Origin of the sequence: Gordonia sp. N1V (assembly GCF_029269935.1) — a bacterium.
Lineage (GTDB): Bacteria > Actinomycetota > Actinomycetes > Mycobacteriales > Mycobacteriaceae > Gordonia > Gordonia polyisoprenivorans.
Genome location: NZ_JARJDD010000015.1, coordinates 71,012 through 85,009, shown reverse-complemented (window position 1 = coordinate 85,009; position 13,998 = coordinate 71,012). Strand labels below are relative to the sequence as shown.

Sequence of the window (13,998 nt, the reverse complement as noted above, 5' to 3'; positions counted from 1 at the left end):
CGGGGCGGGCATCGTCATCGACGATGTCCGCCCCGGCGCATCCGGCGGTAGGGTGAGCCCGATGCAGCGGATGAGTGCCGTCGACGCGATGTGGTACTGGATGTCGTCGACGATGCCCAGTGACCAGTTCCTGGTCTACGGATTCACTTCGCCGCGAACGGCTCTCGACGTCGTTGCCGAGCAGGTGCGCCGTCGAGCCGCGACGATCGACGATCTGCGACTGCGTGTCGCCGACGCCCCGGCCCACCTCGACCGGCCGTACTGGCGGCATGCTCCGGTCTCCGCGGATCAGGTGCGGGTGACTCAGGGTCCCCTGTCGTGGCAGGCGTGCCTCGATCACATCGCGCAGTCGATGGAGGATCAACTCGATGCGCGGCAACAGATGTGGCGGCTACATCTCTACGGGGCGGTCACACCCGCCCCGGGCGTGGCCGAGGGCAGCGATCTCGTCGTCGCGGTTCTGCAGGTCGCACACGCGCTTGGCGACGGCCGTCGATCGTCGGCCATTGCGCGACAACTGTTCTCCGAGAAGGAGATCGAGGTACAGGCGCGGTGCCTGGCCAAACGGTGGCCGACGACGGTGGCGCACGTCCCGGCCGCCGCGGCACTCGGCGTGGCCCGCATGCCCATCGACGTCGCACGCATGCTCTTCTGGGGCGGTCTCGCGTTTCACTGCCACCGACAGGTTTCGGGGACAACAGGTTCGGGTCAGGCGACCTCAGGTGTCGCGCCGACATCGATCAACGGGCCACCCGGTCGCGGACGCGAACTGCGCACCCTGACCGTCCCCGCCGATGTGCTCACCGCCCGTGGCGGCACCGTCACCGTCGGGGCCCTCACGGCGATCTCCGACGCGCTTCCGCGCTTCCTCGGTGACCCGTCGATGCCGGTGACGATCACCCTCACCGTCGCCCGGCGACGGGCCACCACGGGCCCGAATACCGGTTCCCGCAATGACTTCCGGACCGTCGGCATCGACCTGCACACCGACATCGCCGACCTCGACCGTCGAGCCTCGGCGATCGCCGCCGAGATCGCCCGCGCCCGTGACGAACACATGACCCCCGAACGCGCAGCCGCCCGTCGGGCCGAACACGCCACTCCTGCCCCGCTCCGAATCCTCGGCGCCCGTCAGGCTGGGGCGGCGCCGCTCCCGGAGCGCATCGACGGTATCAGCGTGGTCTCCTCCGTCGATCGGGGACCGGCCGATCTCACGCTCGGCGGGGGCAGCAGATCCGTGATCACCGCAGGCTTCCCGGCACTGTCCCCGGTGCACGGACTCAACCATGGCGTGCACGGTCTCGGTGCGCGCGTGACGCTTTCGGTGATCGCTGCACCCCGCCGATGCCCCGATATCGACCGTTACCTGGCGTTGCTGACCGACGCCCTCCGACGGTGAGCTGCCCGGAACGAGTCGGTCAGGACGTGATCTGGGGAGGGCCGTCGTCCGGCTCCGACCCGCGCGTCGACGTCGGAGAATCGTTGCCGCCCCGATGGCCTCGCGTCAGGCGCTTCGGCAGGCGCTCGGCGAGCCCGCCGAGCGGGGCCACCGTCTGATTGAGCAGATCGACGGTCTCGGCCAACTCGTGCACCGTGTCCTGCATGGCGAGCAGATTGGGTGCGAGCTGACCGATCACCTCGGTGAGTTCGGTGATGCGGTCGAGCGGGCCGTCCGGCGCGATGGCACGCTCGACCGCGCCGTTCTCGCCGACGAGCTGGTCGAGCAGACCGCCGTCCTCGGCGAGGCGATCGAGGATTCCGCCGTCGGCGGTGACCTTTTCCAGGACGCCGTCGGGTGCGGTCAACTTGTCGATGATGCCGCCCTCCGACGTCAGGCGTTCGAGAATGCCCTCGTTCTCGGTGAACTGGTCGATCACCCCGCCGGTGCGGGTGAGGCGGTCCAGCGGACCGTCCTTGGCGGTCAACCGCGTCAGGATGCCGCCGTCCTCCGACATCTGATCGAGGATTCCGCCGGGCGCCGTGAGTTTTTCGAGCAATCCGTCCTTGGCGGTCAGGCGGTCGATGACGCCACCGGGATTGAGAAGGCGTTCGAGTGGTCCGCCCGCGGCGACGATCCGGCCGAAAGGACGATCGGGACCGAGGAGATCGGCCAGTTGACCGAGTAACGCCAGCGGCGCCCGGGCTCCGCTGAGCTCGTCACCGGAGATCCCCAGAGCGTGATTGAGCTCGTGCTGCACGCTGTCGGCGGTGATGCGGGCGATGTTGACCGCCGATTCCGCGGCGGTGAGCGTGACACCGGTGACCGCGAAACCCAACTGGAAGGGGAACTCGATCAGGGACCGGACGTCGATCGGACCAGGAGACTGTCGGCGAGGCACCGACCCACTCGCGCCGGCGTCGCCGGTGTCGGGGGAGTTCATGGGGGAACGATAGCGCGCGTCAGCGCTGTGCGGACTCGGCCTTGGCCGCCGCCTTGGCGGCCTTCTTGAACTCGCGCACCCGCAGCAGCGAATCCGCATCGGTCACATCGGCGACCGAACGGAAACCCTTCTTGCCGTAGTCGCCGACCACCTTCGTCCACCCGGCCGGCCTCACGTCGAGTTGTTTGGCCAGCAACGCGGTGAAGATCTTGGCCTTCTGCTCACCGAAGCCGGGGAGCTTGCGCAGCCGCGCGAACAGCTCGGCGCCGGTGGTGGCCTCGGTCCAGATCCGTTCGGTCTCACCGTCGTACTCCGCCACCACGGTTCGGGCGAGCTCCTGAACCCGCCCGGCCATCGAGCGACCGTAGCGGTGAATCGCCGGCGGGGTGGCGCAGAGGTCGGCGAATTCGGTGGGGTCGGCGGCGGCGATCGCCTCGGGATCGAGCGAGCCGAAGCGGTCCTTGATCTTCGCCGGCCCGGCGAAAGCGCGCTCCATCGGGAACTGCTGATCCAGGAGCATCCCGGTGAGCAGCGCGAACGGATCGGTCGACAACAATTCGTCGGCGGTGGGATCCTGGGCAATCTGCAGTTTCGCCATGGCACCAGGGTAGTGCCCCTACACTGAGCCCCATGCTGCGTGGGTCCGTGGATTCTCGGCGCTCGGGGGAGACGCCGCCGATTACAACAACGCCGGTTACAACAACGCCGATTACAACGACAAGACCGTCGACGTCTGGGTTGCGTGGCCGATGCGGTCGGCGCTTCCGGACGGCGGTGATCGCGGTCGTCTCGGTGGCGGCGGTGGTGCTCGGGCTGACCGCCCAGGCCTCGGGTACGGCGTCGGCGTTACCCGACCCGCAACCCAATTACGTGACCACGCTGCGCTGCGACAGCGCCAATCCGTGGCCCGCGCCCCGCATTCCGGTGTGGGTGGACGTCTACAACCAGATCGCTTTCCCCTCCGACGGATTGCCCGGGCCGGCGATCTCGCTCGTCGGGTCCTCGCGAGCCAAGCCCGGCGTACTCGAATTCACCGTCGAGGTGACGGTCGCGTGGCGCAATCTGCGGACCGGACGCACCGGCACGGTGCGGGTCCCGACCCGAACCCAGGTGGTGGGCTGGGAAGTGGTGTTGCACCCCGGTAGCGGCCCCGTGAGCTTCACGATCAACCAGAAGATCGGTGCGCTGGCGTTCGTGCCGATGGTCAACCCGCAGTACTCCAGCTGTCGGGGCCAGGCAACCGCCTAGGCACAGCTCGGAGATCGCGCGGTCCACCCCTTTCTCGTGCGCCCGAGGCCGATAACACTTCGGTCATGGGCGACATGCGGGTGGGCGAAACCATGGGGGCCGGGCGAATTCGCGGGGTAGCGTAATCCGCGGTAGCCCGATCCCTTCCGATATCGGGCCCGGACGAAGGGGTTCGGATCATGTCAGAAGCGCACAACGCCGAGATCGCCGAACAACACACGGCCAAGGTCATCGGCGTCTCCATCGCCGCCGCGGTCGGCGGCTTCCTGTTCGGGTTCGACAGTTCGGTCATCAACGGCGCCGTCAACTCCATCCAGGACACCTTCGAGCTGAGCTTCCTCGTCAACGGATTCGCGGTGGCCGTCGCGCTTCTCGGGTGCGCGGTCGGTGCATGGTTCGCCGGTCGGCTCGCCGACTCCTGGGGCCGCAAACGGGTGATGCTGCTCGGTTCGGCGTTGTTCATCATCTCGGCCATCGGTACCGCTTACACCCAGACGTTGTGGGATCTGTTGCTGTGGCGCATCCTGGGCGGCCTCGGCATCGGTATCGCGTCGGTCATCGCTCCCGCGTACATCTCCGAGATCGCGCCCGCACGCTACCGCGGCGCCCTCGCGTCGATGCAGCAGCTGGCGATCACCCTCGGCATCTTCGCCGCGCTGCTCTCGGACACGTTGCTACAGAATCAGGCCGGCGGACCCGAGAAGGACCTCTGGTGGGGACTGGACGCATGGCGGTGGATGTTCCTCGTCGGCGTCATCCCGGCGGTCATCTACGGCCTCCTGGCGCTGTCGATCCCGGAATCCCCGCGTTATCTCGTCGGACGCAACCGTGACGAGGAGGCGGCGCGCATCCTGCAGGAGGTCACCGGTGAACCCAACCCGCTCGAGCGGGTGAAGGAGATCCGGTTGACGGTCAAGCGCGAACGCAACAGTTCGCTCGCCGACATCCGTGGACCCTCGTTCGGACTGCATCCCCTGGTGTGGGTGGGTATCTGGCTCGCGATCTTCCAACAGTTCGTGGGTATCAACGCGATCTTCTACTACTCGACGACGCTGTGGCAGTCGGTGGGCTTCTCCACCGACGACGCGTTCACCACCTCGGTCATCACCTCGGCGATCAACGTCGGTATGACGTTCGTGGCGATCCTGTTCGTCGACCGGATCGGTCGTCGGGTGCTGCTGCTGTGGGGTTCGGTCGGCATGTTCATCGGACTGGTCATGGCGTGTGTCGCCTTCACCCAGGCGGTCACCACCGTCGTCGACGGTGAACCCAAGACGTCACTGGCCGATCCGTGGGGGCCGCTGGCCCTCGTCGGTGCCAATCTGTTCGTCGTCGCCTTCGCCGCGACGTGGGGTCCGGTGATGTGGGTGATGCTCGGCGAGATGTTCCCCAACCGTATCCGCGGCGTTGCCCTCGGTGTGTGCACCGCGTTCAACTGGGTCGCCAACTTCATCATCTCGATGCTGTTCCCGCAAATGAGCAAGGTCGTCGGATTGGGGTGGATCTACGGGTTCTTCGCCTTCTGCGCGGCGGCGTCGTACTTCTTCGTGCGATTCAAGGTCCGCGAGACCAAGGGTATGGAACTCGAGGACATGGATGCGATGGCCGACTCCGAATTGTCGGCGCTGCAAAGCAAGTACGCGGCCAAGTCCTCGCGCGTCAAGTAGCTCTGGGTTACTCGGCGAGCGTCCCGACGAGCAATGCCTGCGCGGCGAAGTACGAGGCGAGCACCCACACCTCGACGGCTCGTCGCCGCGCCGGGTCGCTCATCAGATGACGGCGGTTGAGGATGCTCAGATCCGAAGCCAGGAACAACAATCCGCCGACGCGCAGAGCGGGTTGCCCGGTGGGTGCGGAAGCGGCGAGCGCCGACATGGTCGCCAGCGTGTTGCCGTAGGGGCCGAGAACCGACAGCAGTCGGGGTCGGTGGTAGCCGATGACCGCCGCCGACTCGGCGAGTGCGAGCATTCGCGGGGCGACGTCGGGCACCCGTGGGCGGGCTCCACGGCGCCACAGCAGCGTGCAATACGACAGCTGCGCACCGGCGAACAGTGCAGCCCCCAGCGCCAGCCGGGAATCCTTGGCGCTCAACGGATGAGCGAGAGGCAGACGAGTGTGGTGATCCTCCGGGGCGGCCGGGGTGAACTCCTCGGCGAGCATCGCGCGATCGCCGGCGGCCGAGAACGCGACCGCGGCGCCGAGCAGTGCGTTGTCGACCGGTGTCCGTGTGCGCCAACCACGACCGACCTCGACCGCCAGCAACGCCAGTGGCACCGGCTTGGTGAGTGCGGCGGCCCGGCGGGAGCCGTAGGCGCCTGCCACTGCGGCGACACCCGCGGCGAGTGCGTAGGGTAGGTGCCTCACCGCATCAGGCCGGCGACGAAATCGCGGGTGTCGTTGTCCGACATCGAGGTTGCCTGGCGCTCGTCGAGCGTCAGATAGGTGCGACCGGAGACACGCCGGTCGGCGGTTCGGGCGTCGTTGATGTACTTCAGGGTCAGCGGCACAACCACATTCGGGTCCTGCAGGGTCTGTGTCATCAGCACCGGCCGGGTGAACCCGCTCGACGGCAGCGTCGACGCCGACGACAGGATGGTGGTCAGCGTCGAGTTCTGGGCCAGCGGCCTGCTGAACAGCGACCCGAGCGAGAGCCCGGCCACCTCGCGCGTCAGATCGCCGACACATTGGTTCTGCGCCTTGGTCATCCACGCACGTCCGGCGTCGCTGAGGTAGCCGTCGAGACCGACCTCGGGGTGTGCGGTGCGGATCGCGGCAAGGGTGTACAGCGCGTCGGACACCCATCCCGGCGGTGCGGTCAGAGTCGTCGTGGGACCGAGATTGCTGAGCAGAGAAGCGAAGTCGGCGGGAATCGACGTTGCCGCGCTGCCACGGTAATCGAGCTTCGGGCCCTGCAGTTTCGGCGCCGAACGAGCCAGGGCGATCGCCGCCGACGCGCCCTGCCCTTCACCGACGACGGCCCACCAGGCGGAGAGCTGATCGGAGATGTCCCGGCCGGCGCGGACCGCGTCGACGATGTTCCGGGCCGTCGCGTCGACGTCGTAATACTGTGGCGTGCCCGTGGTTCCGAGGCCGGCGTAGTCGGTGCCGACCACGGCATAGCCACGGCGCAACCAGGTGCGCAACGCGTCGAGGTCGGTGTCGGTCGGGTGAACGGACGGGGCGCAGGTGTCGGCGAGACCGCGAGAGCCATGCGCCCACACCACGATTGGGTAACCGCCGGCCGGGGCTGCCTGCGGTGGCAGGTAGAGCGATCCGGTGCTCAGGTGCGCGGCACCGTCGGCGCCGACGCTCCAGTAGGTGAACTGATTGCCCTGACGCGCCCCGGCGAACAGGTTCGACCCGGGGATCTGTCGGTTGGCGTAGACGGTTCCGGCCTGCTGTCCCGCGCTCGCCGACGGCATGCCCGTCGAGGTGGTGGCATCGGCGGAGGGACCCGCCGACGGGGTGGTCGAGGTGGCCTCGGTGGTGGGGTCGGAGCCCGGCGCGGCATGCGCCAGGCCGATCACCGAGCCGGTGATGCCCGCGGACACCACCACCGCGGTGGTCGCGAGGGCGGTACCGAGTCGGGTGCGTCTGGCGACCCAGCGGGGCCGGCGCCGCAGGGTGATCATGAGGTCGCGTCGACGATGCCGACGGCGGGCAGGAAGAAGCAGGACTGCGATCCGTTGCGAGCCGTGCCGTAGACCGCGGACAGGATGGTGCCCTTGCCGGTGTCCACCGGCGCCAGTCGAATGGCGCCGAGGGCCGGGAGCATCTTGGTCAGCAGTGCCGCCTGCGGGTTGTCGGTCAGTGACTGCAGATCGGCGAAACCGCCCTGCAGGCTGCTGGTGTTGAACCAGGCGACCTGGATCTTGCCGTCGGTGACCGGAGAGGCCGGCACGAATGCGTATCCGGTCTGACCGTCGCGGACCAGGTTGATCGGTGCCAGCGGTGGGACCTTGACACCCGGGATCATCTGCAGGATCTGGTTGATCGGGGTCGTCGGCTCGGACTTCATCGGCCACGGCCCGGCGACCGCGCCGGCTCCGGCGGTGACCAGTCCGAGCGGGTTGTCGGCAGTCGGTGCGGCGCAGAACGGTGCGATCGACGGGGTGAAGGTCTGGATGCCGGCGGCGCGCAGGACGGCCAGCGGGTCGGCGACCGTGTCGACGTCACGGCGCGCGGAGACCTGGGTGGTTCCCGAGGAGAGTCCGCCGAGCGGCAGTTGGCCCAGCAGGCCGGTGATCTGGTCGGGGGAGATCTGGCCGAGGCTGCTCTTGACGGCCTCGGCGGCCTTGAGCGCCATCTGATCCACGCCGGCAGCCTTCAATTTGCGGACGGCGTCGGCGAGTTCGCTGTCGAGCGGGACCGCGCCGAGTTCGATCTGGTTGATCAGGTCACCGATCTGGTCGGTGGGTGAGGTGGTGGCCGTTGCGCGCGTGGTGGGGGCGTGGGTGGTCGGGGCATGCGGTGCGGGTGCCGGTGCGGCGTGTGCCAGTCCAGCACCGCCGCCCAGGGTGATCGCGGTCGCCAGGGCGATACCGCTCACGCCGAGACCCCATCGCCGGTGCGGATGTCGCGCCGACGGCGTCGGGTGCGGAGACTGCGACGACGATGACGTCGAACGTGGCGCAATGGACATGGCTCTCCTCAGGCGGCAACTCGCCCGCAACCAGTGGGGCGAATGTGACAGATGGTGCTCAAGTTAAAAGAAAGCATGAGGGTTGCCGGATCGACAAGTCGCGAGTCCGAGTTGTGATGCGCCCGCGACCGTGGGGATATGCCCGTCAGAACGCCAACGCCCCGGCCGAGAGGCCGGGGCGTTGGCGTGGCAGCAGAGCGCTCAGATGATCGCGATGCCGATCGTCGGTGCGATCGTGCACGAGAGGACCCGGCCCTTGGTCTTGGTGGTGACGTCGCCGTAGATGGTGGAGATGATCCGGCCCTTGCCGGTGGCCGCGATCCCGGTGAACGTGCCCGGTCCCGCCGCGACATTGATCTTCTCGTTGCGCTTGAGCTGCAGCTGGCCGGTGCGGCCGTTGTCGATGTTGAGCCAACTCACCCAGAGCTTGCGGACCGGGCTGTTGACGGCCGGACCGGTGCCGAGGCTGGTGTAGACGTAACCGGCCTCGCCCCTCTTGGGTCCGGGCGCGGGCGCGGCCTGCGGACCCGCGGTCACCAGAGCCCGACCCAGGGAGTTACCGTTGCCCGGCATGCAGCCGAAGCCCAGTGTCGGATACAGGAACTCCTGGATACGCGGAGCGTTCGGGCCCTGCGGGATCACCGGGTCACCGGGCTTGGCCACGCGGGTCTCGGCGGCCCGCTGGGCGGCGAGTTGCTGACGCCCCGGCTCACCGAGGAAATCGGTGATCTGCTTCCAGATGTCCTTGATCTGTGGGGGCAGCGCGGGATTGTCGGCGAGAGTTTGTGCTTGCCGCAGCAGGTCGGCGTTGACCTTGCCGTCCGGACCCGGCGTGGTGACCGCACCGATGATCGCCGGTGCGAAGGCTCCGAGGGAGTCGAGCGTGCGCTGATCCGGGGTCGGTGTCTGCTCGTTCGGTGTCTGCGGGCTCGGGGTCTGCGATGTCGGCGCCGGGCTGGTGGGTGCCGCCATGGCGACGGCGGGGATGGCGAGCGACGTGGCGATGGCCACCGCGGTGGCGGCGATCAGGCGTCGGGATCGGCTCATCGGTGCTTGCAGGCGCACGAGGCGAGGTCCTATCAAAGTCGGTGTGCGCCGAGATCATTCACGGCCCACGCTGGCGTTCTCTGGCTCCGACGTCCCCCCGACACCCTCGAGCACTGCGGCGTGCCGAGTAATCGGACCCGGCGCTCAGTGAGCACACCGCGGACGTCGCCGGTCATTCTAAGCCCCTCGGGTGGGGCGGTGTCCAGGCAGCCTAACTCCGAACGGTTGTGACAAGTGAGGCAATTGATGCAATTGTTACTGTTGGTGTCACGCGGGCTGGGCTCGTGTGGGCACTGATCACCTGGTTAGATCAACGCGGGCGTGCAATGCGGCCGCGCGTCGGACATCGGCAGAACCGGTGACCGGTGGGTGCCCCCGCCGAGCCCGTCCACCCGATTGCCGCGTCACCGTCCAGGGGAGCCCGTGAGTCACTTCAGCGAGTCCGTGCGCAGATCCGTCCGAGCCGGCGCGTCGTCGCTGCGGCGCGTGGGGATCGCTGCCGTCGTCCTCGCCGCAGGCGCCACCCTGGTGACCGCATGCGGTGACGATGCCTCGTCGTCGGCGGATGTCGTGATGCTCACCCACGATTCGTTCAGCCTGCCGCAGTCGGTGCTCGACAGTTTCCGCACCGACACCGGGCTGAACCTGAAGATCGTGAAGTCCGGCGATGCCGGCACCCTTGCGTCGACGGTGTCGCTGACCCCCGGATCACCCAAGGCCGACGTCGTGTATGGCATCGACAACACCTTCGCGTCCCGTCCGATCGATGCCGGGGCACTCGAGTCCTACAACCCTCCCGCCGCCGCCGACGGCGCCGTCCAGTTCGCGGTGCCGGATTCGAACAATGAACTGACCGCCGTCGACCGTGGCGACGTCTGCCTCAACATCGACGACAAGTGGTACGCGAGTCACCACCAGCAGCCGCCGACCAGCGTGCGCGATCTGCGCAACCCCACCTACGCCGCGCAGGCCGCGCTCATCGACCCGAGTACCTCCTCACCCGGAATGGCCTTCCTGCTCAGCACGATCGGGATGTTCGGCAACGACTGGAAGTCGTACTGGCAGGACGTGACCAAGGGTGGAGCCGCCATCGATTCCGGATGGGAGATCGCCTACAACCAGCAGTTCAGTGCCGGAGAGGGCAAGGGGCCCAAGCCGATCGTGTTGTCCTACGCGTCGTCGCCCGCGGCGACACCGGGCACCAGCGCGCTTCTCGACGGGTGCTTCCGTCAGGTCGAGTACGTCGGAATCCTCGAGGGCACCAAGAACGTCACCGGTGCGCGCAAGGCCGTCGACTTCATGCTGAGCCCCGCCGTGCAGAAGGCGCTCCCGTCGTCGATGTATGTCTATCCGGTGCAGAAGAACACACCGTTGCCCGACGGCTGGGCCCAGCGTGCGCCGTTGCCGCAGTGGACGGTCAGCATGCCGCCGAAATACGTTGCCGAGAACCGCGAGTCGTGGCTCGAGCAGTGGCGCGCCGCGGTCGGTCGTTGATCGATCCGTCCACCGAGACGACCCGCGGGGAATTGTCCCCGCCGGGGCCACCGCGTGACGGTCGGCAGATTCGACGTCGGCGTGCGATCGTGCCGGGACGCATCGCCACGCCGGCTCTGCAGGCGATCCCGATGGTGTTCCTCGGGGTGTTCTTCCTGTGGCCGGTGGCGGCCCTGGTGCGTCGGGCGATCGATGTCGGGACCGCCGGTGATTCGCCGGTCGCATTGCTCGAACGCACCCATGCGTTGCACCTGCTCTGGGTCACCCTCGGCCAGGCCGGTGCGTCGACCGTGGTCGCAGCCGTCGTTGCCGCGCCGATCGTGTGGCTCTACGCCCGGCTGCCGGGATCGGGATCGGTGGTCCTCACGGTGATCGTCACCGTGCCCTTCGTCCTGCCGACGGTCGTGGTCGGGGTGGCCTTCCGGGCTCTGCTGAACGGTCCGCTCGCCGGACTCGGGATGGGCAGCGGGTGGCCCGCGGTGCTCGCCGCCCACGCTTTTCTCAACGTCGCCGTCATGGTGCGGGTGGTGGGAGCGGCCTGGCGCTCGCTGGACACCCGCACCGAGGAGGCGGCCCGTGTGCTCGGTGCGACCCGGACCCGGGCCTGGTGGTCGGTGGTCGCACCGCGGCTGGCCCCCGCTGCCGGTGGTGCCGCCGCCCTCGTGTTCTTGTTCTGCTCCACCAGTTTCGGGGTGATCATCATCCTCGGCGGAGGTGCCCTGCGGACTCTGGAGACCGAGATCTACACACAGGCGATCGGCTACTTCCGGCTGCCGGAGGCGGTGATGCTGTCGCTGCTGCAGATCGTCGTGGTGGTCGCCGTGTTGCTGTGTACCCGGATCGTCGCCCCGGGTGGCGCGTCCGGCGGCGCAGGCGCGCGGCGTCGGCCGTCGGCGATCGCCGGCATCGGATGGATACCGGTAGTCCTGGCATGGGCGTGGACGGTGCTGGTTCTGGTGGGACCGATTGCGGTGCTGGCGATCCGGTCGGTGCGTCCGACCGTCGGCGGATCGTGGACACTCGCCGGTTATCGGGCACTGTCCGAACCGGTGAACGGCGTGACGCCGCTGGACACGTTGCGGTATTCGCTACTCAGCGCGATCCTGGCCATGGTCATCGCGTTGGTGGTCGGTGGCCTCGCGGCGATCACCCTGCATCGGTCACGTGGTGTTGCCGGCCTGGTGGGGAACGCGATCGCCATGATTCCCCTGGGGATCAGTGCGGTCACACTGGGATTCGGGTACCTGATCGTGTTGGCCGCCCTGCCGGCCGAGATCGCCGCCTCACCGTTGGTGATCCCGTGCGTACAGGCGCTGATCGCGATCCCCGTCGTCATCCGCATCGTGATCCCGGCGCTGGAATCGGTACCCGAGCGATTGCGCCAGGCCGCGGCGGTCCTCGGTGCCGGGCCGTGGCGGGTGTTCCGCACCGTCGATCTGCCGCTGATCGGCCGATCGCTCGGTGCCGCAGGTGGTTTCGCTTTCGTCATGGCACTCGGGGAGTTCGGTGCGACGAGCTTTCTCGCGCGCGCCGACACCACCACCCTGCCGGTCCTGATCGGATCGGCCCTCAACCGCCCGGGTGCCACCGAACTCGCCACGGCGATGGCTGCATCGATGGTGTTGGTGGTCGTCACCACTGTCGCGGTGCTCGCGGTGGAGATCTTCCGACCTCGCTCGGGGACACTGATCTGATGCTGCAGATCGAGGAACTGAGCGTCGCGTATGGGGCCGAAGCGGTCGTCAACGGGCTCGATTGGTCTGTGGGCGGCCAGGATTCACTCGTCACCGCGCTACTTGGGCCTTCCGGATGCGGCAAGTCGACGTTGATCCGCGCGGTCGCCGGACTGGAGCGACCGACCGCCGGGACGATCCGTTTCGACGGGAGCGATCTCGCCGAGATCGCCACCCATCGGCGGGATTTCGGGGTCGTCTTCCAAGACGGTCAGCTTTTTCCGGGACGCACGGTGGCCGCGAACATCGGCTACGGACTGCGCGTTCGGGGGTGGTCGAGAGCCGACATCGCCGCTCGGGTCGGCCAGATGCTCGAACTCGTACGACTCCCCGGCGTCGAGAAACGCCGCGTCGAGTCGCTCTCGGGTGGTCAGGCGCAGCGGGTGGCGCTGGCGCGCGCGCTGGCGCCCCGGCCGCGGCTGCTGCTCCTCGACGAGCCGTTGGCCGCCCTCGACCGCCGCCTCCGTGACAGCCTGGCTGTGGAGATTGCCGAAATCGTCCGTGCCGCAGGAACTCCGACGATCGTCGTCACCCATGACCACACGGAGGCGGCATTGATGGCCGACTCCGTCGCGGTGATGCGCGATGGCGAGATCGTCCAGACAGCGCGACCGGCCGGTCTGTGGTCGGCGCCGGCGGACGAGTGGACGGCGCGATTCCTCGGGTGTACCACGATCATTGATGGCCGCAAGAAGCGAGAAGGTCTGGCCGACACCGTCTTCGGAGCACTTGCCGTCGATCTGCCGAAAACGGGCGCGAGGTTGGGTCTGCGGGCCGAGTCGGTGCTTGCCGAGCCGGCCGAAGATCGTGACACAGAGGAGAGCGACACGACATCGGGTGCAGTCGGCACGGCGATGGTTGTCGCCGACCTCCCCGGAGGTCCTCGCGTACGGGTGGCCACCGATCACGGTGAGATCGACGCGATCGGCGCCGGTGCGATCGCGGTCGGCGACCGGGTCCTGGTGCGGTTGATTCCCGACCGGGTCGCGGTGATCGGACGATGAGACGTCGGCACGTGCTGGCCGGCGCCATCCTCGACTCCTCGGGCACGCGGATATTGCTGGCGCGACGGGCGCGGCCGGTCGAATTGGCCGGTCTCTGGGAACTGCCCGGCGGAAAGGCCGAGGTGGGGGAAACCGACGAGGAAGCCTTGCGTCGTGAGCTCGCGGAGGAGCTGGGTATCGCCGTCGGCGTCGAGTTCGAGCTACGCGATCAGGTGGTGCTCTCCGACGAGCTGGTGTTGATCGCCCGCTGGGCGCGCGTGATCGCCGGCGAACCCACTGCGCGTGAACATCAGGCGGTGCGGTGGGTCGATGCGGAGGAACTGTCGACGCTGTGTGACGAGGGCCGCCTGGTCCCCGCCGACACCGTGTGGGTTCCGGAACTGGTGGCGCGGCTACGCCGCGCCTGATCCGCGCCGACAGCGCCCTCCGCCTCACCGACAGCGCTCTCC

13 protein-coding genes are annotated in these 13,998 nt (G+C 68.2%); 7 read left to right on the top strand and 6 right to left on the bottom strand.

What is annotated here, in order from left to right; all coding sequences use genetic code 11:
- Window positions 1-61 precede the first annotated feature (61 nt).
- On the top strand, window positions 62-1,399 hold the full coding sequence (locus P3L18_RS18900) for a hypothetical protein (RefSeq protein ID WP_276114908.1): 1,338 nt from the start codon (window positions 62-64) through the stop codon (window positions 1,397-1,399).
- A gap of 19 nt (window positions 1,400-1,418) precedes the next feature.
- Here P3L18_RS18900 and P3L18_RS18895 read toward each other — a convergent pair whose 3' ends face one another.
- The gene (locus tag P3L18_RS18895) at window positions 1,419-2,381 is read right to left on the bottom strand and encodes a hypothetical protein (RefSeq protein WP_006367665.1); all 963 of its coding nucleotides are present in this window, start codon (window positions 2,379-2,381) and stop codon (window positions 1,419-1,421) included.
- Between the two features lie 19 nt (window positions 2,382-2,400).
- Window positions 2,401-2,979, bottom strand: coding sequence for an HhH-GPD-type base excision DNA repair protein (locus P3L18_RS18890; protein WP_079930360.1), 579 nt, complete (start codon window positions 2,977-2,979; stop codon window positions 2,401-2,403).
- Between the two features lie 176 nt (window positions 2,980-3,155).
- Between P3L18_RS18890 and P3L18_RS18885 the strand changes: the two genes are divergently transcribed.
- Together P3L18_RS18885 and P3L18_RS18880 are read left to right on the top strand one after the other, a co-directional pair.
- Window positions 3,156-3,629, top strand: coding sequence for a hypothetical protein (locus P3L18_RS18885; protein ID WP_006367663.1), 474 nt, complete (start codon window positions 3,156-3,158; stop codon window positions 3,627-3,629).
- A gap of 179 nt (window positions 3,630-3,808) precedes the next feature.
- On the top strand, window positions 3,809-5,296 hold the full coding sequence (locus P3L18_RS18880; protein ID WP_006367662.1) for a sugar porter family MFS transporter: 1,488 nt from the start codon (window positions 3,809-3,811) through the stop codon (window positions 5,294-5,296).
- A gap of 7 nt (window positions 5,297-5,303) precedes the next feature.
- Here the strand turns inward: P3L18_RS18880 and P3L18_RS18875 are convergent, their stop codons facing one another.
- The 4 genes from P3L18_RS18875 to P3L18_RS18860 all read right to left on the bottom strand — a co-directional run bounded on the left by P3L18_RS18875 (window position 5,304) and on the right by P3L18_RS18860 (window position 9,318).
- Window positions 5,304-5,993, bottom strand: a complete 690-nt coding sequence (locus P3L18_RS18875) for a lysoplasmalogenase family protein (RefSeq protein WP_276114907.1) — start codon at window positions 5,991-5,993, stop codon at window positions 5,304-5,306.
- Window positions 5,990-7,261 carry a lipase family protein gene (locus tag P3L18_RS18870; protein WP_276114906.1) on the bottom strand — a complete coding sequence of 424 codons (1,272 nt, stop codon included), beginning with the start codon at window positions 7,259-7,261 and terminating at the stop codon, window positions 5,990-5,992. Before P3L18_RS18870 ends, P3L18_RS18875 begins: the two co-directional genes overlap by 4 nt.
- Complete coding sequence (locus tag P3L18_RS18865; protein WP_211544344.1) at window positions 7,258-8,271, bottom strand: hypothetical protein; 1,014 nt, start codon at window positions 8,269-8,271, stop codon at window positions 7,258-7,260. Before P3L18_RS18865 ends, P3L18_RS18870 begins: the two co-directional genes overlap by 4 nt.
- Window positions 8,272-8,472: 201 nt before the next feature.
- On the bottom strand, window positions 8,473-9,318 hold the full coding sequence (locus P3L18_RS18860; protein ID WP_014360625.1) for a hypothetical protein: 846 nt from the start codon (window positions 9,316-9,318) through the stop codon (window positions 8,473-8,475).
- Window positions 9,319-9,795: 477 nt separating this feature from the next.
- On the opposite strand from P3L18_RS18860, the gene P3L18_RS18855 reads away from it, so the two are divergent.
- Genes P3L18_RS18855 through P3L18_RS18840 form a run of 4 tightly spaced genes read left to right on the top strand, consistent with a single transcriptional unit; the run spans window position 9,796 to window position 13,956 of the window.
- Entirely contained in the window at window positions 9,796-10,812 is a 1,017-nt protein-coding gene (locus P3L18_RS18855; protein WP_249155086.1) for a thiamine ABC transporter substrate-binding protein, read from the top strand.
- A complete protein-coding gene (locus P3L18_RS18850; protein ID WP_276114930.1) occupies window positions 10,788-12,506 on the top strand; it encodes an iron ABC transporter permease in 1,719 nt (572 codons plus the stop codon). The genes P3L18_RS18855 and P3L18_RS18850 overlap by 25 nt, the downstream gene beginning before the upstream one ends.
- Window positions 12,506-13,549 (top strand): ABC transporter ATP-binding protein, encoded by a 1,044-nt coding sequence (locus tag P3L18_RS18845; protein ID WP_276114905.1) that lies wholly within the window; start codon window positions 12,506-12,508, stop codon window positions 13,547-13,549. Before P3L18_RS18850 ends, P3L18_RS18845 begins: the two co-directional genes overlap by 1 nt.
- Window positions 13,546-13,956: an NUDIX domain-containing protein gene (locus P3L18_RS18840; RefSeq protein ID WP_006367654.1), complete on the top strand. Its 411-nt coding sequence runs from the start codon at window positions 13,546-13,548 to the stop codon at window positions 13,954-13,956. Before P3L18_RS18845 ends, P3L18_RS18840 begins: the two co-directional genes overlap by 4 nt.
- Window positions 13,957-13,998: the final 42 nt, after the last annotated feature.